Below are 23335 nucleotides of genomic sequence, written 5' to 3'. Positions count from 1 at the left end.
TTTAAGGAGCGAGCTCAGTTCCCGGGCACAGAACGGCTTAGCGTGCAGCCCAGGCGTTGAAGCGTTCCTCAAGCTCTTCGCCGTGATCGACCCAGAACGTGGCATCCACTAACTGGCCTTCAGCCAGATTGGCCTGGGCTGTGGGCAGCTGGGAAAGGGTATCCGCTGGCAGCTGCGCCAGCACATCCTTGCGGATCGGGCCGTAGGGAATCTGGCTGGAGAAGGATTTCTGGCCGCTCGCCTGGCTGGCAAACACGATGAAGCGTTCGGCCAGCGCCTTGTTCGGACTGCCGCGAACGATGGCCCAGTGATCAGGATCGTAAAGGTGACCGTTCCACGAAATCGCAAGTTTCGAACCTTCCTTCTGCGCGACAGCGATACGGCCGTTGTAGGCGGCAGACATGACGACGTCACCTGCTGCCAGCCATTGAGGCGGCTGGGCACCGGCTTCCCACCACTGAATCGAGGGTTTGATCTGGTCAAGCTTGTGGAAGGCCCGGTCCACGCCCTCCTTGGTGCCCAGGACTTTGTAAAGGTCTGCCTGTTTGACGCCATCGGCGAGCAGCGCCACTTCCAGCGTATATTTGGCGCCCTTGCGCAGGCCGCGCTTGCCAGGAAATTGCTGCAGATTCCACATGTCTGCCCAGGACGTTGGCGTCGTCGAAACCTTGCCTGAGTTGTAGGCCAGCACCATCGACCACACGTAACTGGCCACGCCGCACTCGCTGACAGCGCCAGGCAAGTAGTTACCGGCTTCGCCGATCAGCGCCGGGTTCAGCTTCTCGAACAACCCTTCTTCACATCCACGCAAAAGTTCGGGGCTTTCAACTTCGACGACATCCCAGCTGACCTGGCCAACATCGACCATCGCCTTGACTTTGGAAAGTTCGCCGCTGTATTCCCCGACCACCACCTTCCCAGCACCACTGCTTTCAAAGGGTTTGAAATAAGCACCCTCTTGCGCTGCTTTTGTCGCTCCACCGAACGATATAACCGTAAGGCTTTCTGAATGTGCAACGACTGGCACTGTGAATCCAAGTAACGCTGTTAAACCAGCGATCGTTTTAACGCTCGAAGATGAATATTTGAACATAGAAGCGCCCTCACTTTTTAATTGTGATTAGTTACTGAGGCAGTCACGACCATGCGGCCGTAAATGTGCGCATATCCATCCGCGCGATGACATCTTGTTGTTTTAATTCGCACCCTCTTCAAGTGTGCGGCCAGAGGTCGAACACGCTACGCTTCCTGCCCGACCGCCAGGGTGGCCGGGTTTTTTCGGAGGATGCAGAGATAGTGCGTCAACCGTGCGCAGAGGAAAATTATTAAAAATATGCTCCGGGTATAAGAAAAAACTGGGCAAGCGCTTACCCAGTCCGGAACCGTCATAAGGTAAGGTTCAGTCAAGCATTCGCGCGACATGGGCCATCCAGGCTTTCACCGCGAACACAAAAATAAAGAGGTGCGTGTGGCTTCCTACACATTGCGACAACTCAAGTACTTCGTCACAACGGTAGAAGCCGGCAGCGTGGCGGAAGCTTCGAGACAGCTCTATATCGCGCAGCCATCGGTTTCGACAGCGATCAAAAGCCTGGAAGAGTCTTTCAACGTCCAGCTGTTCATCCGTCACCATGCCCAGGGCGTTTCCCTGACGCCCACCGGCACGCGCTTCTACCACAAGGCGCAGGAGCTTCTGCGCATGGCCAGGGAGTTTGAACAGAATGCGTTGGCGGACAACGATACGGTGTCCGGACAAATCGACATCGGTTGCTTCGAAACGGTGGCCCCGCTGTATTTGCCACAGCTGATCGCCGGCTTTCGCCAGCTGTATCCGGGCGTGGACATTCGCCTGCGCGACGGCGAGCAGCAGGAGCTGGTTCAAGGTTTGACCGCAGGCACTTTCGACGTCGCCTTCCTCTACGATCACGGTCTCGACAGCACCATACAAACCACGCCGCTGATGCCGCCGCAGAAGCCTTACGTCCTGCTGCCTGAAGGTCATCGCTTCGCCGACCAGAAAGAGGTATCGCTCAGGGATCTGTGCGGGGAGCCGATGATTCTCCTGGATGTGCAACCGAGCAGAACCTACTTCGTCAGCCTGTTCCACGAACTGGACCTGACGCCGAACATCGTATTCAGCTCGCCTTCGATCGAGATGGTACGCGGCATGGTGGGCCAGGGATTCGGGTTCTCTATCCTGGTGACCCGCCCGCACTCGGAGTGCACTTACGATGGGAAAAAAGTGGTCATCGTCGATATCAAGGAACCGGTCTCAACCTCCGGACTGGCGTCCGCCCACCTCAAACGCAGCCAACTGACCAAGCCGGCGCAATTGTTCGTGGATTTTTGCCGCGAGCAGTTGAGCCAAAATATTGCGCACTAGAACGGGCCTGTAGGAGCTGGTTTGCCGGCGAAGGCGATGTGTCCGGCAACATCAATGCTGAACCTGCCGACCTCTTCGCTGGCAAGCCAGCTCCTACAGGGATCGGCGATGTTCGAGTGATCGTTGTCAGTCAGCGGCACACAGGTAGTCAGCCAATCGAATCAGCATCGCATCACAGCCATTCAACTGATCCAGCGCGATGAACTCGTCGGGTTTGTGCCCTTGATCCATGCTGCCAGGGCCACAGACCACCGTGGGTATGCCAGCCTCGTCAAACAGCCCGCCCTCGGTGCCGAACGCGACCGTTCCAAACGCCGATGATCCGCTCAAGTGTGCCAGCAGTCGCGCCGCCTCGCTTTCGGGTGAGGTGGCCAATCCGGGATACGCACTCAACGGGCGCAAGCGGATATCCGTGTCGGGTTGCACCGCCCGCATCTTTGGCAGGACCTGCTCCTGGGCGAATACCTGCAACTGGTTCGCCACCTTTTGGGCATCGAAGTCCGGCAGCGCCCTCACCTCAAAATCGAACTCGCATTCAGCGGGAACAATGTTCAGCGCCCGGCCACCCTTGATGACACCGGTCTGCACCGTCGAATACGGAGGATCAAAGCGCTCGTCGTGGTGATCAGGATGCGCCAGCTCCGCGCCAATTGCGCCGAGCCGGCCAATCAACTGCGCCGCGTACTCGATTGCATTGACCCCATAAGGCGCGTAAGCGGAATGGCAAGCAGCACCGCGTACCTCGCAGCGCATCGCCAATTTGCCCTTGTGGCCCAGCACAGGCTTGAGCTCGGTCGGTTCGCCGATCAAACACAGTCGGGGTTTGTGTGGCCGCTTCTGCAACTCGGCAAGCATCGGCCGTACGCCCAGGCAACCCACTTCTTCATCGTAGGAAAACGCCAGGTGCACCGGCGCCAGAAGCGGACGCCGTACAAACACAGGGACCGCCGCGAGCACCGAGGCGATGAAGCCTTTCATGTCCGCCGTACCACGGCCGTAGAGACGCCCATCCCTTTCAGTCATGCGGAACGGATCGACCGTCCAGGCCTGACCGTCAACCGGCACCACGTCGGTGTGACCGGAAAGCACCACTCCGCCTGATTTGAGCGGGCCGATGGTGGCGAACAGATTGGCCTTGGTGCCCTCGTCGTTGTAGAACAGCTCACTCTGAACGCCATGCCCCGCCAGGTATGCCTCGATGAAACGGATCAGCTCGAGGTTGGAGTCGCGGCTGACGGTGGCGAAGGCAATGAGACGCTCCAGAAGCTCGCGACTGGACGCATTACTCATCCCCAGGCACTCCATAGCTCGGCGCAGCTGTCGGGTCGAGCGCGCGAGTCAGGTAGTCCTGCATTTGCGGTCGATAGGCCTGCCAGAGCCCATCAAGCTGTCCGATGGGATCTTCCTCGGCCCAGTCGACGCGCAAGTCGATGATCGGCCATGTGTAATCGCCCACCACCTTGAGCGCTGCGGAGTGAACAGGACCCGCCTCGCCACCGGCCGCCATCGCGGCATGCATGGCTGCCAGCAAACGATCAGCCAATTGACCAGGCTCGGCCTCGAACGCCTCGACCATGGCCTCAATCACCCGTACGTCGCTGAGCAAATTACCCGCCGCAGCACAGTGCTCGCCTTTCACCGCGTTATGCACGCCCAGCGACTCCTTGCCGCTGAAGCAGGCAATGCGGCCAGATGCATCGATCACGGTAACTTGTCGGTATTGGCTCCAGCCATTGGACGTCAGCGCCTTGTCCAGCGCCGCCTCAGGCTCCAGATGCTGATGCTCCAACAGATCCAGTATCTGCGACCCTAAAGCCGGCAACGTAATGTTCTGCGTAGAGACCGCCCCGACCCCCGCCCGCGCCCAAGGGCAACGCGCACCCACTGCAATGCTTGAAGAGCTGATGGCAATACCGAGCTGCCCGGTTTCAGGGCAGCGCCCGATAATTGAGAACGTCATGGCTCACTCCTTGGGTTTGCTGTGCAGGTGGATGTGTATTCTGTTGATGCACGGGAAAGGGAGAAAGCAGGTTTTTTGTGGCTTTGGGGTAGGAAAAAACTGGGCAGTGCTGATCGGGCACCTGTAGGAACGAGCTTGCTCGCGATGAACCCGAGAACGCCGCGGGGTGTCAGGTTTCCAGCGTTATCGTTGGCGTCCATCGCGAGCAGAGCTCGCTCCTACAGTTTTTTGTTATTTGCGTGGTTTGATGCGGGCGGTAGCTTCAGCCACCAACGGGTCATCGGGCCAGTAATGTTTCGGATAACGGCCCTTAAGGTCCTTTTTCACCTCGGCGTAAGTGCTGCGCCAGAAGTTCGCCAGGTCCTGTGTCACCTGCACCGGCCGTCGCGCCGGCGACAGCAGGTGCAACTTGACCACTTGCCGGCCGCCGGCGATGCGCGGGGTTTCTGCCAGGCCGAACAGCTCCTGCAAGCGCACCGCCAGAATCGGTGGCTGCTCGCTGTAGTCCAGTCGAATTGATGAACCGGACGGCACGCTCAGGTGATGCGGTGCCAGTTCGTCGAGTCGTTGCGGCAGTGGCCATGGCAGCAGGTTATGGACAATGCTCGACAGGTCGAGATTGGCGAAATGGCTGAGCCGCGAGACCTTGCCCAGGTACGGCATCAGCCAGTGTTCGAGGGTTTTGAGCAGCGCGGCGTCGCTGACATCCGGCCACTCGCTGTCGCCTTTGCTGCTCAGGTCCAGCTGGCGCAATAACGCCACCCGCGCCTGCCATTGACGCAGTTCCGGGGTCCACGGCAACAGCTCCAGACCTTTGCGTCGCACCAGATTGACCAGTGCCTGGCTGCGGGCGGTTTCGTCGAGGCCGGTCAGCGGTTCGCGGCTGAGGATCAACTCGCCGACCTTGCGTTGGCGTTCAGCGCGCAGCACGCCTTCGCGTTCGTCCCAGTCCAGCTGATCGACGCAGCGCACCTGCTCGGCCAGCACCGAGTCGAACAGCGCCGGATCGAAATCCGCCGCCAGATAAATTCGTTCTTCACGCTGGCCCTGACGACTGCCGAGGTCAGCGATCACCAGCCATGGCTGTTTCATCAGGCTGTCGGCTTCGGCGAACAACGCGGCGCGTCCGTTGGCCAGGCGATACTCGGCGCCACCGGCACGGCGTTGCTGGGCGACGCGGTCGGGATAGGCCAGCGCCAGCAAAGCGCCGAGCCAGCGCGGATGATCGGGGTCGCTGACGGGTTCTGTCGCTTTGCCGCGCAGATAACCGCGATACTGCCGCGCCAGTTGCCGGGCCCGTTGCACGCCGCCCTGGGCACCGCGAGCGGCCCGCTCTTCGCCGGACAACAACACCAGCCGGCCGTGCAGATCCGCGCCGGCGCCGCGCAGGATATCGCGCTCGCCGAGCAACGCCGCGACGTCGCAGGCCATGTCCGCCAGCCCCAGCGCCTGCCCGCGCAACAGCAAATGGGCGATGCGCGGATGCGCCGGCAGTTCGGCCATGGCCTGGCCGTGACGGGTCAATGTCTCGCCGTCCAACGCGCCCAGGCGTTCGAGCAGATCCTGCGCCTGTGCATACGCGGCGGTCGGTGGCACATCGAGCCAGACCAACTGCCCGGGCGTCACACCCCAGCGGCCGAGCTGCAAGGCCAGTCCTGCGAGGTCTGCCGAGAGAATTTCCGCACTGCCGTACGCTGCCAGTTGTTCGTGCTGATCCTGCGACCACAAGCGATAACACACGCCAGGCTCCAGTCGCCCGGCACGGCCCGCGCGCTGGGTGGCGCTGGCCCTGGAAATCCGTTGCGTGTCGAGACGGGTCATGCCGCTGCCGGGATCGAAACGCGGCACCCGCGCCAGCCCGGCGTCGATCACCACCCGCACACCGTTGATGGTGAGGCTGGTTTCGGCGATGTTGGTCGCCAGCACCACTTTGCGTTTGCCATGCGGCGCCGGATCAATCGCTGCGCGTTGCGCGGCCAGGTCCAATTCACCGTGCAGCGGGCAGAGCAAAATCTGCGAGTTATCACCCAGCGCATCGGCCAATTGCTGATGGACGCGCCGGATTTCCGCCTGCCCCGGCAGGAACACCAGGACGCTGCCGGTTTCATCGTTCAAGGCTTCGAGCACGGTCTGCACCAGTCGCGGCTCGATGTATTCCCCTGCCTGAAACGGCCGGCCCCAACGCATCGCCACCGGGTACATGCGACCTTCGCTGCGCAGGATCGGCGCATCGTCGAGCAACCCGGCCAGGCGCTCGCCTTCCAGGGTCGCCGACATCAACAGGATTTTCAGCGGCTGGTCATCACGAAACAGTTCCCGGCCATTCAGGCTCAGGGCCAATGCCAGATCGGCGTCGAGGCTGCGTTCGTGGAATTCGTCGAAGATCAGCAAACCTACGCCTTCCAGCGCCGGGTCGTCCTGCAAGCGCCGGGTAAGGATGCCTTCGGTGACGACTTCGATCCGGGTGTTGGGGCCAACCTTGCTGTCCAGCCGAATGCGATAACCCACGGTTTCGCCGACCTTCTCCCCCAGTTCACTGGCCAACCGTTCCGCCGCCGCCCGCGCGGCCAGGCGTCGCGGTTCAAGCATCAGGATGGTTTGCCCGGCCAGCCATGGCTCATCGAGCAAGGCCAGGGGCACACGGGTGGTTTTACCGGCACCGGGCGGTGCTTCGAGCACGGCTTCGTGGCGTGTAGCGAGGGCTTCACGCAGGGCGGGTAAAACTTCATCGATCGGCAAAGAAATCATGCTGGCTCCCAAACAGAGCGGCGAGTATAACGGCGAACTGCGCAGTGTTCGTTGCGGTCTTAATTCATACCGACGATGCTTCGTTTTGAGATGACCAAGGAGATTTCATATGCGTGTTCCCTTTCGCCTGATTGGCGGTGTATTGATCGCGACCCTGCTGACCCAGGTCACCGCGTGCGGTTCGATTTTCTACCCCGATCGCCGCGGTCAGATCGACGGCAAGATCGACCCCGCCATCGCCGTGCTCGATGCCGTGGGCCTGCTGTTCTACATCATCCCCGGCCTGATCGCGTTTGCCGTGGACTTCGCCACTGGCGCGATTTACTTCGCACCCGGCGAACACGCCCAAGTGGCCCCGGAAAAACTCAAGGAAGCCATCGGTGCCGACGGCAAAGTCGATAACCACAAGTTGCAGACTATTCTGGAGCGTGAACTGGGCCGCAGCTTCCCGCTGGACGACCCACGCCTGATCCAGCACAAGGGCAGCACCCAGCAACTGGCCTTGCTGGGCCTGCAACCGGCCGCATAATCGCGTAAGGAAAAGCCGCACCTATGATCTCCAGCTCCGAACACGCCCGCCTGCTGCGGCTGGCGACCCGTGCCTCGGTGGCAGTGGCCTGCACGCTGATCGTCGCCAAAGCCATCGCCTGGTGGTTGAGCGGTTCGGTGAGCATGCTCGCCGGGTTGACCGACTCGGCACTCGACGGCGTGACATCGCTGCTCAACCTGCTGGCCGTGCACTACGCCCTGCGCCCGGCCGATGACGATCATCGCTACGGCCATGGCAAGGCTGAGTCGCTGGCCGGTATGGCGCAAGCGTTGTTCATTGGCGGTAGTGCGGTGCTGATTGCGTTGCAGGCCATCGATCGGCTCAAACATCCGGAACCGGTGGGCGCGCCGTGGATCAGCATTGGGGTGATTGTGTTCTCGCTGGGCCTGACCCTGGCGCTGCTGATGTTGCAGCATCGGGTGGTCAAGGCCACCGGCTCCAACGCGGTGCGCGCCGACTCCCTGCATTACCGCTCGGACATGTTGCTCAACGGCAGCATTCTGGTGGCGCTGGTGCTGGCCGGGCTTGGCTGGCATCAGGTCGATGCCTGGTTCGGCCTGGGGATTGCCGCCTACATCCTCTGGAGCGCAGTGCAGATCGCCCGGGAGAGCTTTGCGGTGTTGATGGATGAAGAGTTGCCGCCGGATGTCAGCCAGCACATGCTGGAGCTGGCCTGCAGCGTACCGGGCGTTTTAGGTGCACATGACTTGCGCACGCGGATTTCCGGCAGTCAGTGGTTCGTACAATTGCACCTGGAATTACCCGGTGAACTGACCTTGTCAGTCGCCCATGGCATCAGCGATCAAGCCGCCGATGCGATTCACGCCGCCTATCCGCGGGCCGAAGTGCTGGTGCACGCCGACCCGCAGGAAGTGGTGAAAGCTGCCAAGGCTCAGAAACTCACCTGATAGCCGCGACTGCTCAGGCAATTGCCCTGTGCCTGGCGGTAGGTTTGTACAACCGACGGGTCCGGTTGATAGGTCGCGGTTCGCGGGTCGAAGCCACTCTGCTGCACCGCGTATTGATAGCACTCATAGCCATCCCGATTGACCTGATCCTGCGACTGCCCGTTGGCCGGATACGCCACTACGTCATAACCGTTGCTGGCCGGTTGTGGCTGCTGTTGCGGCTGCATAGTGCCAAGCGGTGGCTCGACCACTTCGTAATCCTGAGTGCTTTCCTGATACGCGTAGTACGAACCGGCCGCGAGGAACAGCACTGATCCGCCGATCAAGACTTGCTCAGCGTAATCCGGCAAATAGCGGACCCGAATCCCGCGCGGCGGTTCGACCACCACATAGCGTGGGCCCAATGGGCGATACCAGTAACCGCCGGAATAGTAGTAATCCATGCCACGGTAAGGCACGCGATCGTTGCGTTCCGGGAAGCGGTCGATCACATGACCCGGCCGATACTGCGGCCCGGGCCCCCAACCATTGCCATGCCCAGTCGGGCGACCTTGCCAATGATTGTCGTTGGTCGGGGCGCCTATGTAACCGTTCCAGTGCTGGTTGGGATCGTTGCGTCGCGGCTCGTCCTGATAGTAACCACGTCGCGGCTGTTGAGTCTGTTGCACGGTGTCTGGCCGGCCCTGGATCGGCAAGTCATTGGCGGGCAGTTGCGGCGGTGGCGGTGGCGGCCGAACCGGGCTGTTGAAATCGGGCTGTGGACGGCTCTGCCATTGGCCGCCGTTCTGGTGCTGGCCGTTGTGCTCGAACTGGCGGCTGTTGTCGCCACGAATGATGTCGTTGTTCTGCTGGTGCGGCTGGTTTTGTTGCTGACCATTATTCTGCGGATGCGGCTGATTATTGCCGCCATGGCCCTGATTGTTGCCCTGATGTTCCCCGTGCTGCCCGCCTTCGGGGCCCCGGCTCTGCGGCTCATCGGCCAGCGATTGCGCAGTGACACTGACACACAGCAAACCAACACCGGCCAAACGCCAGATGCGCGACTTCATGCTTTTCCTCACTGCGGGTTAGGGCCTGTATGTAAGACTGGGAAAGCCAAGGCCGGTTCTGCAACAGGTTATCAGTCGCGCAACTTTTTTATTGAGGGCCGATGCCAAATTCCAGGCAAGAAAAAGGGGAGACCCGTCGGCCTCCCCTTGAGAACTTCGTCCGTGCTCGACGCTTTTGACGTCGGCTCACCTCACGCCGTCTTCTGGACAGTGTGTAGCTCGGGGGCCGGCACATCCCCTGTGGGGGTGGCGACCGCAGCTGGCCTGTTTGGGCGAGCCGCACTGGACTGTTTGTCCGAGCAGTGATTCTGGTGATAAGAATAGGCTCGGAGGGCCGGCAGAGGATTGCGAAGATTGCTGAAATAAACATTACTTGCGCAATTTTTAACCATGGATAGATAATCTTCCGCAATAGATACGACAAGGGACCGTTTGATGAGCAAACTCGACCGTTACGACCTGAGCATTTTGGCTGAATTGCAGCGCGATGCGCGCATCTCCAATCAGGAGCTGGCCGAACGTATCGGCCTGTCGCCTTCACCCTGCTCCCGTCGGGTCAAGCAGTTGGAAGACGACGGTTACATTTCCCGCCAGGTCGCACTGCTCGACCGCAAGATGCTCGGCCTGAGCCTGACCGCCTATGTGCTGATCGGCATGGATCGACACACCCCGGAGCGTTTCGAGAACTTCGAAGCCGCCATTCGCACCTTGCCGCAAGTGCTGGAATGCAGCCTGGTGACCGGAATGGATGCGGACTATCAGCTCAAGGTCGTGGTACCGGACATGGACCACTATCAGAAGCTGCTGCTGGGGCACCTGACGCGGATTGAAGGGGTGACCAGTGTGCGGTCGAGTTTTGTGTTGAACCAGGTGTTGAACAGCACCGAGTTGCCGCTGACTCATCTGCGTAGCTGAGGACGCCTTCGCTGGCAAGCCAGCTCCTACAGGGTTTTGTGTTGATCGCCATATTGCGGCTGACGCAGAACCTGTGGGAGCTGGCTTGCCAGCGAAGAGGCCAGCACAAGCGACGAATAGCTGCGACACACCGCCGCAGGCCCGCACTGCGCGTAACCGTCATGCCTTATACTCCAGCGCCCTTTTAGCCCCGCCCGCGCTGGAGATGTCCGATGGATCCTGCAGTATTCGAAGAGTGGATGATGACTGGACTTGTCAGCATCCTGATCATTTTCATGGGTTTCATCGTCTGGGATCTGGCGAAGAAGTCCAAGGCCGGCCGCTTTGGTTCCTTCATCCTGTTCTTCGTGCTCGGGCTGGGTGTCGCTGCATTTGTGATCAAAAGCGTGGTGATCGGCCTGATCGAAACCGGCACGTTATAAACGCGCCGGCACTTCCTTCCACTGGCCCTGATCGAGCCCTTCGAGGGTCCAGTCGCCGATCCTGACCCGCACCAGCCGCAACGTCGGCAACCCGACCGCCGCCGTCATGCGCCGCACCTGCCGATTCCGGCCTTCGCGAATCACCAGTTCCAGCCAACTCGTCGGCACGCTTTTGCGAAAGCGTACCGGCGGATTGCGCGGCCACAACGCGGGCTCCTCCAGTTGCCGCGCCTCGGCGGGCAAGGTCATGCCGTCATTCAATTCGACACCGTCACGCAAACGCTGCAACTGATCGGCGCTCGGCTCGCCCTCGACCTGTACCCAATAGGTCTTGGCCAGTTTGTGTTTCGGGTCGGCGATTCGCGCCTGCAACTGACCATCGTTGGTCAACAGCAACAATCCCTCGCTGTCGCGGTCCAGTCGCCCTGCCGGATAAATTCCGGGAATCTCGATGAAATCCTTGAGCGTCGCACGCCCCTCGCCGTCGCTGAATTGCGTCAGCACATCGAACGGCTTGTTGAACAGGATCAGCTTCGGCTCGGCCGGTGGCGCCTTGGCGACACGACGCGGGGCTGAAGAAGGAGGCTTCGCGCCGGGATGGCGGGAAACGGGACGTTGGGGACGGGACATGGCAAAGGGCGCATCTAACGGTCAGGGCTCACTATGCTAGTGGCCTGACCATCAAATGACCATGACAACCGTTAGCGGAACGGCGGCTCGTCGAAACTGCGCAGTTTGCGCGAGTGCAGCGAGTTGAGTTCGGTGCGCAAAAGATCCACCGCTTCAATACCGATTTTCAGGTGCTGGCTGACCGCGCGCTCATAGAAGGCGTTGGCCGAACCCGGCAACTTGATTTCGCTGTGCAGCGGTTTGTCCGATACGCAGAGCAATGTGCCGTAAGGCACTCGCAAGCGATAACCTTGCGCGGCGATGGTGCCGCTTTCCATGTCCACCGCCACGGCGCGGGACAGATTGATCAATGGACGCTCCTGGGCCCAGCGCAGTTCCCAGTTGCGGTCATCGTAGGTCAGCACGGTGCCGGTGCGCAGGCGCTTCTTCAGTTCGTCGCCCTTCTCGCCGGTGATGTTGGCCGCCGCCTGCTGAAGCGCAAGCTGCACCTCGGCCAGGGCCGGTATCGGAATGTTGGGTGGCACCACCCGGTCGAGAATCCCGTCGCGGCGCATGTAAGCGTGAGCCAGCACGTAGTCGCCGATGGTCTGCGACTGACGCAAGCCGCCGCAATGGCCGATCATCAGCCAGCAATGCGGACGCAGCACCGCCAGGTGATCGGTGATGTTCTTGGCGTTGGACGGACCCACGCCGATGTTCACCAGCGTCACGCCGTGACCGTCGCTGGCGATCAGGTGATAGGCCGGCATCTGGTAACGGTGCCAGACTACACCGGCGGCGATCGCCGAGGCCTCGCCGTGATCCATGCCCTTTTCAATGATCACGTTGCCCGGCAACACCATGCGCACGAAACGCGGGTCGCTGCGCAACTGCTCCAGCCCGTGGACGATGAACTGGTCGACGTAACGGTGATAGTTGGTCAGCAGGATCCACGGCTGTACATGACGCCAGTCACTGCCGGTGTAATGCACCAACCGACGCAGGGAGAAATCCACCCGTGCCGCGTCGAAAAGCGCCAGCGGCAGCGGATCGGTGTTTTCCCAATCGTAGAGGCCATCGGCAATGCCGTCGCTCGCTGCCGACAGGTCGGTACTGGGGAATACCCGCGCCAGCACGGCGGCGGTGACGCCGGAGCCGGCCAGCTCATCGCCCTGCTCGACCACGTACGGATAAGGAATGTTCTGCTCACTGACACCGACTTCCACGGTCACGGTGAAGTCGTGCATCAGCGGCACCAACTGTTCCAGCAGGTACTTACGGAAAGCCGAGGGATGAGTGACAGTGACGCTGTAGGTGCCCGGCAACTGGACCTTGGCGTAGGCACGGGTGGTCTGCGGGACTTCGCCCTGGCAGTGATAGGTCAGGCGCAGTTCGGGATAACGAAACATCGCCCGCTGCTCGGCGTCTGGCTCGACGCGATCCTTGAGATAGCGTTTGAGCGCCTGACTCAACGCGGTGGTTGCACGATGGTGCAAGAGCGCAAGCCGGTCCACGGCTTGCTCGGCGGTTTGAACGACAATAAAAGCTTCGGTCACGATCAGCATCCTGTGTTCTGACTTGCAGGGTTTCATCTTGCCTGCATCGACGCCTCACGGGAACAGTTACACAAATACTGGATTCACTAAAGATCAATTGTAGGAGTGAGCCTGCTCGCGAATGCGGTGGCACATTCAACATCAATGTGGCTGAAACACCGCTATCGCGAGCAGGCTCACTCCTACAGTTAGTCGGTGTCATTCAGAAGCCTTGCGGGGTGGAGCGGGCGACGATCGCTTCGACGTCCAGCCCACGCGGCAACGCCCCGTAAACCCGGCCACCGCCATTCAGACGACTGGCAATAAACGCATCACTCACCACTGCATTGCCGGCCTCCAGCAACAGCTTCGCCTGAAGCCCAAGGGCAACGTCTTCAGTCAATTGCCGCGCCCGGTACTGAATGTCGCTGGTGTCCTTGAACGCCGCCTGCAATTGATTGATATGCGCAGTCAGGCGCTTGTCACCATGGCCGTCACCCAATTCGTTGAACAACGCATCCAGCACACCCGGCTCCTTCGACAGGGCCCGCAGCACGTCGAGGCATTGCACATTGCCGGAGCCCTCCCACGTTGAATTCACCGGAGCCTCGCGGTAAAGCCTTGGCAGGATGCTGTCCTCCACATAACCGGCACCGCCCATGCATTCGGCGGCTTCATTGATCATGGCCGGCGCTCGTTTGCAGATCCAGTACTTGCCTACGGCGGTCACCAGTCGGGCGAATTTCGCTTCCTGCGAATCATCCAGATGATCCAGCGCGCGCCCCATGCGCAGGCTCAAGGCCAGCGCCGCTTCGCTTTCCAGCGCCAGGTCGGCCAGTACGTTTTGCATCAAGGGTTGTTCGCTGAGCAATTTTCCGCCGACCCTGCGATGGGCGCAGTGATGGCTGGCCTGGGTCAGTGCCTGGCGCATCAGGGCACTTGAGCCGACCATGCAATCGAAACGGGTCATGGCCACCATCTCGATAATGGTCGGAACGCCTCGGCCTTCTTCCCCGACCATCCACGCCAGTGCGCCACGGAACTCTACTTCGCTGGAGGCGTTGGAGCAGTTGCCGAGTTTGTTCTTCAGGCGCTGGATGTAGAACTGATTGCGCGTGTCATCCGGCCGATGGCGCGGCAGCAGGAAACAAGTCAAACCTTTATCCGTCTGCGCCAGGGTCAGGAAGGCATCGCACATCGGCGCCGAACAGAACCACTTGTGCCCTACCAGTTCATAAGCCTGGCCAGGGCCGCTGGCCCCCACCGGATAGGCCTTGGTGGTGTTGGCCCGCACATCGGTGCCGCCCTGTTTTTCGGTCATGGCCATACCGATGGTGACACCCGCCTTGTGGGCCATGCCGACATTGCGCGGGTCGTATTCGGTGGCGAGGATCTTCGGCAGCCATTTATCCGCCAGGTCCGGTTGCAGGCGCATCGCCGGGACGCTGGCGAAGGTCATGGTCAACGGGCAGCCGCTGCCGGCTTCGGCCTGGCTGTGCAAATACGTCATGGACGCGCGGGCGACATGGGCGCCGTCCTGCGGATGAGCCCAAGGCAGCGAGGTCAAGCCATGCTCGATCGCCGTGCGCATCAGTTGGTGGTAGGCCGGATGAAACTCCACCAGGTCGATACGGTGACCATAGCGGTCGTGACTGTTGAATACCGGTTTGTTCTGATTGGCCAGGAATCCCGCTTCCATCAGCGGCCCGCCGGCCAATGCGCCGTAAGCCTCGATCCGCGACTCGGCCCAACCAGCCCCGAAATGCCGCGACCACTCCTGCAATGGCAAGTCGATGCGATACAGGTTGGCGCCGTCCAGTGAAGGCGGCTGGTTGGTGACTTCGTGGGTTTCGGCGAACTGATGCAGGTTCATGACGGGGCTCCTTTGGTCAGCCAAGGGATTTCAGTTAAGCACCGCCCCTTGGCCGATCAAAGTGTCATATCCGCCTAATTGTCGGCGCTTTCGCCCTGCTTCGGACAGAGCACCCGCCGATAGAGTGCAGCCTGCAAGTCTTCGAATTTCACCGGTTTGCTCAGGTAATCGATCAGCGCGCCGGTGGGACAGCGCTCTCGATCCACACCCTGGGCGATCATGAACACCGGCAACTCGGCACAACCTGGCAATTCCCGGATCTGGCAGCAGACGGACACGCCCTCCATCGGCGGCACCTGACCATCGAGCAATACGGCATCAAAGGACTCACCCTGCAAGAAGTCGAGTGCGGCGATACCGGTGTCAGCGGTGCGCACCCGGAACCCGAGCTTCAGCAACATACCGCGCATCACCAATTGATTGATGCTGTTGTCGTCCACCAACAGCACGGTGCAATCCTGTGGCAGCCGCAGGCGTGGGAAGTCCCGCGTCATGAAGGACACTGACGGGGGCTCGACCGCCGGGAATTCGAACTCGACGTCGAGCTGGAAGCGACTGCCACGCCCAGGCTCGGAACGGTGCGTCAGGCGACCGCCGAGCAATTCGACCAGTTGCCGGCAAATCGCCAGGCCGACCCCCAGACCGCCGTACTCCCGGGTCATCGAACCATCGAGCTGGAAGAATCGCTGATACATCGTCGCTTCACCCAGATCGGTGAAACCGATACCGGTGTCGATCACCGCGAATGACAGTGCCATTCGATCAGGGTTGACGGTTTTGCCGGTCACCCGCAGCGCCAGCCCACCGACCCGGGTGAACTTGATCGCGTTATCCAGCAGGCATTCCAGGCATTGCGCCAACTTGGCACTGTCACCGTGCAAGCGATCCGGCACGCCGGGGGCCACATCGACCTTAAAGTCCAGCGACTTGCTGGAAGCATTGCCGTCAAACTGCATGCGCAATGCTTCAACGACGCCGCGCAGGCTGAAGGTCGATGGGGAAGCCTTGAGCTTGCCGGCCTGCAATTCGGTCAGCGTGAGGATGCCGTTGACCATGCGCATCATGTCCCGCGCCGAACCCGCGGCCGTTTGCTGGTATTGCTCCAGTTCCGGGTCCATTTCAACGGTCTGCATCAGTTCCAGCGAGCCGATCACGCCATTCATGGGCGTGCGTAGCTCATGGGTCAGGGTCGCGAGGAATTCGTCCTTGAGTTGGTTACTGCGCGCCAGTTGCTGGTTGAGGACTTCCAGCTTTTGTCCCGCGTCGAACAGGGTTTGTGCCTGTTGCTCGCGCATGGCATTGATGCGGTCGGCCAGGGCAAGGGACAGCAGCGCCACCTCGATGGCCGAACCGATCTGGCTGGAATACATGGTCAGGAACACGTTCGGCAGATAACCCAGCACCATCAGGGTATTGATGATGCCGCCGAGCAAAAACGCCGACCAGGCAATGATGAAATAGCGCGCGACCCGCAGCCCGCGCAGCCAGGCGAAAATGCCCGCGGCAAAAATCACTACCGTGAAGATCAGCGCCAATGCCGTCGCCAGGCGCAGGGCCAGGGCATAACTGGTCATCAGCGATAACCCGACCACCAGTGCACTAAATACCACCAACGCCAACAATAAACGGTCAAGCCAGCGGCTGTGGGTGGCCGTCTGCAGGAAACGGCGGGCGAACTGACTGCCGAACAGCCCGGCACAGCCAATGAAGAACGGCGTCGCCGCGTTGGCCCACCAGGGATTGTCCGGCCAGAAGTACTGCACGGCCGCACCGTTCACCGACAGCTGATACAAACCGAACGAGGCGATATAGAAAATGTAATAGAGGTAGCTGGTGTCGCGCACGCTGAGGTAGATGAACAGGTTGTAAACCAGCATTCCCAGCAACACACCGTAGATCAGTCCCAACACGTAAAGCCTGACCGGCTGTGCTTCGAGGTACGCGGTGCTCGACCACAGCGTGACCGGTGCCTGTATCGAGCCCTGGCTCTGCAGGCGCAGATAGACGGTTTGTGTTTGGTCGGGGGTGAAATCCAGGTTGAACAGGAAGTTATTCTGACGAATCTCGCGACTGGCGAACGGCAAGGCATCGCCGGTCTGGCGAACCAATTGATAGTTGCCGGCCGCATCGGGCAAGTACAAATCAAGGTGATCGAGGGGCGGATAGGCCAGTTCGAGCAGCCAGGTACGCTGCGCCGCCGGGTTGGTCGGACGGTATTGCAAGTCGATTTTCAGCCAGAACACCGAACGCGAGTAACCCGCGTTGAGGGTGGCTTTGTCATGGGCTTTGAAGTTGCCGGCCGCCGCTTGAGCAAGCACATCCGCGATGGTCGCCTGACCAGCGGCGTCTTCAAGTACTTGCAAGGTTCGGCCCAGGGGGAGGCTTTGAGTGAACTCATCGAATTCGACGGCGTTCGCCAGGAGGGGCAAACACAATAGCAACATCAGCAAATAGCGCATTTATGCCCCAGCGTGGCCTGTCCGGTTCTGTCAGGAAGCCCCCCCATTCCCTTTGAGCAGACGTAAAACCGGTGTTACCTGTTATTGGTTTGGATCCACTCTAGCATAGCCGTTGGTGGCCATTGAGCACTACTGAAATTTTTCCTACAAAGGCTCTAGCACGGGCGTTCCAGCGAAGATAATTGAGATAGAGCTGTTTGATCGATCAAACCCCTGTCTGTAGGAGCGAGCTTGCTCCGGGCGGCGTTCCGACGATGAACTCATAGTCGCCGCGTTTATCCCGTAACCCCGCGTCATCATTGACGACCATCGCGAGCAATCGAGCGTCGGCCGGCTGCTCCTACGGGGACCGTCATGACTCGTCGGTCGACTGGTGGTAAGCTCGCGCACCATGAATATCTACAGCTCTCGCCCCGTTGTCCTCTGTCTCTCCGGCCACGACCCAAGTGGTGGCGCCGGCTTGCAGGCAGATATCGAAGCCCTGCTCGCTCAGGGTTGCCATGCGGCTCCGGCCGTCACCGCCCTGACCGTGCAAGACACGGTCAATGTCACTGATTTCCGCGTCCTCGACCGTGAGTGGGTGCTGGCCCAGGCCAATGCCGTGCTCAACGACTCTGAAGTCGCAGCGGTCAAACTGGGCATGCTCGGTTCACTGGAAATGGTCGACACCGTTGTCGAACTGCTTTCGGCGCACCCGCATTTGCCAGTGGTCTGCGACCCGGTGTTGCGCGCCGGCGGCGGCGGACGACTGGGCAAGGACGAAGTCGGCTACGCCATGCGCGAACGCCTGCTGCCCCTGTCGATTATCGCCACCCCCAACCTTCCCGAAGCCCGGATCCTCGCCGAACTGCCTGAAGGCACCGCGGATGAGTGCGCTGAAAAACTCCTGCCATTCGTCAAACACCTGCTGATCACCGGCGGTCATGGCGACGAAACCGAAATCCACAATCGCCTCTACAGCCGCGATGGCCTGCGCGAAACCTACACCTGCCAGCGCTTGCCTGGCAGCTATCACGGTTCCGGCTGCACACTGGCCAGCGCCCTCGCCGGCCGTCTGGCCCAAGGTGAAAACCTCGCCAGTGCCGTTCAGACCGCGCTTAACTACACGTGGCGCACCCTGCGTGACGCCGAGCAACTGGGTAAAGGCCAGTTCGTGCCACGCCGCCTGCCACTGGACTTCTGTTCGTAACGCCATGAGGGCTGTCCGATGAAATTACGTGGCCTGTACGCCATTACCGACAGCCATCTACTGGACGGTAAATTGCTCGAGTACGTGGAGGCGGCGCTGCAAGGCGGCGTCACCCTGTTGCAATACCGCGACAAGAGCAGTGACGAAGCCCGTCGTCTGCGTGAAGCCGAAGCCTTGCGTGACTTGTGCGAACGCTACAACACCCGGTTGATCATCAATGATGACGCTGAACTGGCCGCACGCCTGAACGTCGGCGTGCACCTGGGACAGACCGACGGCCCGCTGACCCCGGCCCGTGCGCTGCTCGGCTCCAGGGCCATCATCGGATCGACTTGCCACGCGCAACTCGAACTCGCCGAACAGGCCGCCAAAGAAGGCGCCAGTTACGTCGCCTTCGGCCGCTTCTTCAATTCCAACACCAAGCCCGGCGCCCCGACCTGCAGCCTCGAACTGCTCGACCAGGCCCGCCAGCAGCTGCACCTGCCGATATGCGCGATTGGCGGCATCACCCTGGACAATGCCGCCCCGCTGGTGGCTCACGGGGTCGATCTGCTGGCCGTGGTGCATGGCCTGTTTGGCGCCCAGAGCGCGGCTGAGGTGACCCGCCGCGCCCGTGCATTCAATGAATTATTAAAAGTCTGAGAGCCCGATCATGTCTCGTTCCGAAACGCTGTTTGCCAATGCCCAGAAACACATTCCCGGTGGCGTGAACTCGCCGGTTCGCGCGTTCAAGAGCGTCGGCGGCACGCCGTTGTTCTTCAAGCACGCCGAAGGCGCCTACGTCACTGACGAGGACGACAAGCGCTATGTGGATTACGTCGGGTCCTGGGGCCCGATGATCCTCGGTCACAGCCATCCGGATGTGCTGGACGCCGTGCGCAAACAGCTTGAGCACGGACTGTCCTACGGCGCACCGACCGAGATGGAAACCCAGATGGCTGATCTGGTTTGCTCGCTGGTGCCGTCGATGGAAATGGTGCGCATGGTCAGCTCCGGCACCGAAGCGACCATGAGCGCCATCCGCCTGGCCCGTGGTTTCACCGGCCGCGACAGCATCATCAAGTTCGAAGGCTGCTACCACGGCCACTCCGACAGCCTACTGGTCAAGGCCGGCTCCGGCGCACTGACTCAAGGCGTCCCGAGCTCGGCCGGCGTACCGGCGGCCTTCGCCAAACACACCCTGACCCTGCCGTTCAACGACATCGACGCCGTTGAAAGCATGCTTGCCGAAGTCGGCCAGGACGTGGCTTGCATCATCGTCGAGCCAGTAGCCGGCAACATGAACTGCGTACCACCGGCCCCCGGTTTCCTCGAAGGCTTGCGCACTTTGTGCGACAAGCATGGCGTGGTACTGATCTTCGACGAAGTGATGACCGGTTTCCGTGTCGCCCTCGGCGGCGCCCAGGCGCACTACGGCGTGACGCCGGACCTGACCACCTTCGGCAAGATCATCGGTGGCGGTATGCCGGTGGGCTGCTTCGGCGGCAAGCGCGAAATCATGTCGCGCATTGCTCCGCTCGGCCCGGTTTACCAGGCCGGCACACTGTCGGGTAACCCGCTGGCAATGGCCGCCGGCCTCACCACTCTGCGCCTGATCAGCCGTCCGGGCTTCCACGCCGAATTGACCGACTACACCACACGCCTGCTCGACGGCCTGCAAGTGCGTGCCGATGCGGCGGGCATTCCGTTCGTGACCACCCAGGCCGGTGGCATGTTCGGTCTGTACTTCAGCGGTGCCGACGACATCGTGACTTTCGATGACGTCATGGCCAGTGACGCCGCCCTGTTCGGCCGTTTCTTCCACCTGATGCTGGAAGGGGGTGTGTACCTGGCACCGAGCGCCTTCGAAGCCGGCTTCACCTCGATCGCCCACGGCGAAGCCGAACTGAAACTGACCCTGGATGCCGCCGAGCGCGCATTCGCTGCCTTGAAATAATGCTGCAGCGCTGACGTTGGCCATCGCCAGCGTCAGCTTTCACCTACACCCCAGCGCTTTTTCCTACTCATCTGCCAATAATCTCCAGCAAAGTGGGCGATATATTTCCCGTGCAGCAGAAAAACGAGTAAAGACTTTGTAAGGTTGGCCCTGCTTATTTCATAATGCGCGCTTATTGGATCCCCTCGATGGGTCCGCGCGCCCTTCAGAGGTAAGTCGATTCCCATGAACCGCACCGGCCGCGCCCTTTCACTGGGCTGCCTGTTGCTCCTTCAGCCCCTGCTCGCGCTCGCACAAGCAGGCGGTAACTCGTTGTTAATCCCAGCGATGGGTCGCTGCACCCTCAATACCCAGCCGCAAGACCTGGCACAGGCGTTGGCCGCCTGTCAGAAAGCGTCGGATGAAGGGGATGCGCAAGCGCAATACGAGTTGGGTGAGTTCTACTACGAAGGCAAAAACGCGCCGCGCGACCTCAATCAAGCCCTGAGCTACTTCGAAAAGGCCTCGCTGCAAGGCCATGCCCAGGCGCAATTCAAACTCGGCACCATGTTCTTCCACGGCGAAGGAGTCCCGGCCAATAACGTCCAGGCGTACATCCTGTTGAAAATGGCCGCGGTCAACGGCGCTGAAGATGCGCTGGACACCGCCGACGAAGTCACCGAGAAAATGCCCCGCGAAGAGCTCGAAGTCGCCACCCAGGTGCTTGGGCAAATTTTCCGCAAATACCTGATGGAACTGCAGAGCGCCGATGGGCGTACGCCGTTTTCGCCTCTTCCCTAGTTTTTTACCAACCTTTCTGACGCCATCGCGAGCAAGCTTTGCTCCTACAGAGGAGTAACACCGTCCTGTGGGAGCAAAGCTTGCTCGCGATTGGGTCGACTCGGTCTTGAGCCCTATTTCTCAGGCATCGGCATCGGAAACGGCATCACATTGCCGACCGCACCGCGGGCTTCGCTGATTTTCGGGGTGCCCAGGCGCTCGACTTCATCGATGCGCACGATCGAATGCATCGGTACGAAACTGCGCACGACACCTTCGAATTGCGCCTTGAGCTTCTCTTCGCTCGGATCGACGACCACTTGCGTGCGCTCGCCAAAGACGAACTCTTCCACTTCCAGGAAGCCCCACAGATCACTCTGATAGATCTGCTTGGCGTACATTTCGAACACCTGGCCCTGGTTGAGGAAAATCACCTTGTAGATTGGAGCTTCGCGTTTGGTCATGGCGGGCGGACAACACATCGGGGTAAAAATGAGGGCGCGAACTATAGCATAGCCACCGGACGCACAGCGGTAGGAACCTGGGAACATGTTCCCTATAATGCGCGGTTCTTCGAATCACGTGATGACCCTTTTCCATGGCCAAGAAGCTTTACATCGAAACCCACGGTTGCCAGATGAACGAGTACGACAGCTCGCGCATGGTCGATCTGCTGGGCGAACACCAGGCCCTGGAAGTCACTGCTCGGGCAGAAGATGCCGACGTGATCCTGCTCAACACCTGCTCGATCCGCGAGCGCGCCCAGGATCGCGTCTACTCGCAGCTCGGCCGCTGGCGCGAACTGAAACTGGCCAATCCGGACATGGTGATTGCCGTCGGCGGTTGCGTGGCCAGCCAGGAAGGCGCCGCCATCCGCGATCGCGCGCCCTATGTCGACGTGGTGTTCGGCCCGCAAACCCTGCACCGCTTGCCGGAAATGATCGACGCCGCGCGCACCAGCAAGTTGCCGCAGGTCGATGTTTCGTTCCCGGAAATCGAAAAATTCGACCACTTGCCCGAGCCGCGCATCGACGGCCCGAGTGCCTACGTGTCGGTGATGGAAGGTTGCAGCAAGTACTGCACCTTCTGCGTGGTGCCCTATACCCGAGGCGAAGAAGTCAGCCGCCCGTTCGACGATGTGATCGCCGAGATCATTCACCTGGCCGAAAATGGCGTGCGCGAAGTGACGCTGCTGGGTCAGAACGTCAATGGTTATCGCGGCACCACCCATGACGGTCGCCTGGCCGATCTGGCCGAGCTGATCCGGGTGGTCGCGGCCATCGATGGCATCGACCGCATCCGCTACACCACTTCGCACCCGCTGGAATTCTCCGACAGCCTGATCCAGGCCCATGCCGAGGTCCCCGAACTGGTGAAACACCTGCACTTGCCGGTGCAATCGGGTTCGGACCGGATCCTGGCCGCGATGAAGCGCAACCACACCGCACTTGAGTACAAATCCAAACTGCGCAAGCTGCGGGCCGCCGTGCCTGGCATTTGCATCAGCTCGGATTTCATCGTCGGCTTCCCGGGTGAGACCGAAAAAGACTTCGAACAGACCATGAAGCTTATCCAGGACGTCGGCTTCGACTTCTCCTACTCGTTCGTCTACAGCCAGCGTCCCGGAACACCGGCTGCCGATCTGGCCGATGACACGCCGGAAGCGTTGAAAAAAGAACGCCTGAATGCCCTGCAACATCGCTTGAACCAGCAAGGTTTCGAAATCAGCCGACAAATGGTCGGTTCGATCCAGCGCATCCTGGTCACCGACTACTCGAAAAAAGACCCCGGCGAGTTGCAAGGCCGCACCGAAAATAACCGTATCGTCAACTTCCGCTGCGACAATCCGACCTTGATCGGCCAGTTCGCCGATGTGCACATTGATGCCGCGCAGCCACATTCGTTGCGGGGCTCGCTGATCCAATAACACCGTACCTCCCCTGTAGGAGCAAAGCTTGCTCGCGATTGCCACGCCGCGGTCCGCCGGACAGATGGCGTTATCGTTCATCGCGAGCAAGCTTTGCTCCTACAGGAATATTT

Annotated in this window: 20 protein-coding genes; 10 read left to right on the top strand and 10 right to left on the bottom strand. The window is 60.7% G+C overall.

The genetic code is table 11. From position 1 onward, the window contains the following. Positions 1 to 37: 37 nt before the first annotated feature. The gene (locus GPL81_RS21240; RefSeq protein WP_160108324.1) at positions 38 to 1093 is read right to left on the bottom strand and encodes an extracellular solute-binding protein; all 1056 of its coding nucleotides are present in this window, start codon (positions 1091 to 1093) and stop codon (positions 38 to 40) included. 375 nt (positions 1094 to 1468) lie between these two features. On the opposite strand from GPL81_RS21240, the gene GPL81_RS21235 reads away from it, so the two are divergent. Beyond that, positions 1469 to 2383, top strand: coding sequence for a LysR family transcriptional regulator (locus GPL81_RS21235; RefSeq protein WP_160108323.1), 915 nt, complete (start codon positions 1469 to 1471; stop codon positions 2381 to 2383). A gap of 126 nt (positions 2384 to 2509) precedes the next feature. Here the strand turns inward: GPL81_RS21235 and argE are convergent, their stop codons facing one another. From argE to hrpB, 3 genes are all read right to left on the bottom strand, one after another. Next, positions 2510 to 3673 carry an acetylornithine deacetylase gene (argE, locus tag GPL81_RS21230; protein ID WP_160108322.1) on the bottom strand — a complete coding sequence of 388 codons (1164 nt, stop codon included), beginning with the start codon at positions 3671 to 3673 and terminating at the stop codon, positions 2510 to 2512. Further along, positions 3666 to 4343, bottom strand: a complete 678-nt coding sequence (locus GPL81_RS21225; RefSeq protein ID WP_160108321.1) for a DUF1028 domain-containing protein — start codon at positions 4341 to 4343, stop codon at positions 3666 to 3668. The genes argE and GPL81_RS21225 overlap by 8 nt, the downstream gene beginning before the upstream one ends. A gap of 231 nt (positions 4344 to 4574) precedes the next feature. Continuing rightward, positions 4575 to 7091: an ATP-dependent helicase HrpB gene (gene hrpB / locus GPL81_RS21220; RefSeq protein ID WP_160108320.1), complete on the bottom strand. Its 2517-nt coding sequence runs from the start codon at positions 7089 to 7091 to the stop codon at positions 4575 to 4577. Positions 7092 to 7200: 109 nt separating this feature from the next. Here hrpB and GPL81_RS21215 point away from each other — a divergent pair, with 109 nt between their 5' ends. Both GPL81_RS21215 and GPL81_RS21210 read left to right on the top strand, forming a co-directional pair. Next, entirely contained in the window at positions 7201 to 7620 is a 420-nt protein-coding gene (locus tag GPL81_RS21215) for a polyribonucleotide nucleotidyltransferase (RefSeq protein WP_096514940.1), read from the top strand. 23 nt (positions 7621 to 7643) lie between these two features. Beyond that, complete coding sequence (locus GPL81_RS21210; protein WP_160108319.1) at positions 7644 to 8549, top strand: cation diffusion facilitator family transporter; 906 nt, start codon at positions 7644 to 7646, stop codon at positions 8547 to 8549. Here the strand turns inward: GPL81_RS21210 and GPL81_RS21205 are convergent. Beyond that, positions 8534 to 9598, bottom strand: coding sequence for a DUF6515 family protein (locus GPL81_RS21205; RefSeq protein ID WP_160108318.1), 1065 nt, complete (start codon positions 9596 to 9598; stop codon positions 8534 to 8536). The genes GPL81_RS21210 and GPL81_RS21205 overlap by 16 nt on opposite strands. A gap of 435 nt (positions 9599 to 10033) precedes the next feature. Between GPL81_RS21205 and GPL81_RS21200 the strand changes: the two genes are divergently transcribed. After that, positions 10034 to 10513: an Lrp/AsnC family transcriptional regulator gene (locus GPL81_RS21200; RefSeq protein ID WP_007937367.1), complete on the top strand. Its 480-nt coding sequence runs from the start codon at positions 10034 to 10036 to the stop codon at positions 10511 to 10513. Between the two features lie 212 nt (positions 10514 to 10725). Then, positions 10726 to 10935, top strand: coding sequence for a DUF2788 domain-containing protein (locus GPL81_RS21195; RefSeq protein WP_046815823.1), 210 nt, complete (start codon positions 10726 to 10728; stop codon positions 10933 to 10935). On the opposite strand, the gene GPL81_RS21190 is transcribed toward GPL81_RS21195, so the two are convergent. The 4 genes from GPL81_RS21190 to GPL81_RS21175 form a co-directional block, all read right to left on the bottom strand. Next, the gene (locus tag GPL81_RS21190; protein WP_160108317.1) at positions 10930 to 11565 is read right to left on the bottom strand and encodes a pseudouridine synthase; all 636 of its coding nucleotides are present in this window, start codon (positions 11563 to 11565) and stop codon (positions 10930 to 10932) included. The two genes, GPL81_RS21195 and GPL81_RS21190, sit on opposite strands and share 6 nt — an antisense overlap. 71 nt (positions 11566 to 11636) lie before the next feature. Continuing rightward, a complete protein-coding gene (gene amn, locus GPL81_RS21185) occupies positions 11637 to 13136 on the bottom strand; it encodes an AMP nucleosidase (protein WP_178122617.1) in 1500 nt (499 codons plus the stop codon). A 166-nt stretch (positions 13137 to 13302) separates the two neighbouring features. Next, positions 13303 to 14952 (bottom strand): acyl-CoA dehydrogenase family protein, encoded by a 1650-nt coding sequence (locus tag GPL81_RS21180; protein ID WP_160108316.1) that lies wholly within the window; start codon positions 14950 to 14952, stop codon positions 13303 to 13305. Between the two features lie 74 nt (positions 14953 to 15026). Further along, the gene (locus GPL81_RS21175) at positions 15027 to 17411 is read right to left on the bottom strand and encodes a hybrid sensor histidine kinase/response regulator (RefSeq protein ID WP_160108315.1); all 2385 of its coding nucleotides are present in this window, start codon (positions 17409 to 17411) and stop codon (positions 15027 to 15029) included. 391 nt (positions 17412 to 17802) lie between these two features. On the opposite strand from GPL81_RS21175, the gene GPL81_RS21170 reads away from it, so the two are divergent. From GPL81_RS21170 to GPL81_RS21155, 4 genes are all read left to right on the top strand, one after another. Continuing rightward, positions 17803 to 18600 (top strand): hydroxymethylpyrimidine/phosphomethylpyrimidine kinase, encoded by a 798-nt coding sequence (locus GPL81_RS21170; protein WP_008052407.1) that lies wholly within the window; start codon positions 17803 to 17805, stop codon positions 18598 to 18600. Positions 18601 to 18618: 18 nt separating this feature from the next. Next, positions 18619 to 19242 (top strand): thiamine phosphate synthase, encoded by a 624-nt coding sequence (gene thiE, locus GPL81_RS21165; RefSeq protein WP_096514928.1) that lies wholly within the window; start codon positions 18619 to 18621, stop codon positions 19240 to 19242. 10 nt (positions 19243 to 19252) lie between these two features. After that, a complete protein-coding gene (hemL, locus tag GPL81_RS21160; RefSeq protein WP_160108314.1) occupies positions 19253 to 20536 on the top strand; it encodes a glutamate-1-semialdehyde 2,1-aminomutase in 1284 nt (427 codons plus the stop codon). A gap of 225 nt (positions 20537 to 20761) precedes the next feature. Beyond that, positions 20762 to 21316, top strand: coding sequence for a tetratricopeptide repeat protein (locus GPL81_RS21155; RefSeq protein WP_096514924.1), 555 nt, complete (start codon positions 20762 to 20764; stop codon positions 21314 to 21316). A 113-nt stretch (positions 21317 to 21429) separates the two neighbouring features. On the opposite strand, the gene GPL81_RS21150 is transcribed toward GPL81_RS21155, so the two are convergent. After that, on the bottom strand, positions 21430 to 21759 hold the full coding sequence (locus GPL81_RS21150) for a DUF1820 family protein (RefSeq protein WP_003185742.1): 330 nt from the start codon (positions 21757 to 21759) through the stop codon (positions 21430 to 21432). 134 nt (positions 21760 to 21893) lie between these two features. On the opposite strand from GPL81_RS21150, the gene miaB reads away from it, so the two are divergent. Beyond that, positions 21894 to 23222 (top strand): tRNA (N6-isopentenyl adenosine(37)-C2)-methylthiotransferase MiaB, encoded by a 1329-nt coding sequence (gene miaB / locus GPL81_RS21145; RefSeq protein WP_160108313.1) that lies wholly within the window; start codon positions 21894 to 21896, stop codon positions 23220 to 23222. Positions 23223 to 23335: the final 113 nt, after the last annotated feature.

The sequence above is a fragment of the Pseudomonas izuensis genome (assembly GCF_009861505.1).
GTDB classification, from domain to species: domain Bacteria; phylum Pseudomonadota; class Gammaproteobacteria; order Pseudomonadales; family Pseudomonadaceae; genus Aquipseudomonas; species Aquipseudomonas izuensis.
Note: the sequence above shows the minus strand (reverse complement) of the source record. Positions and strands in the feature narration are given on the sequence as shown.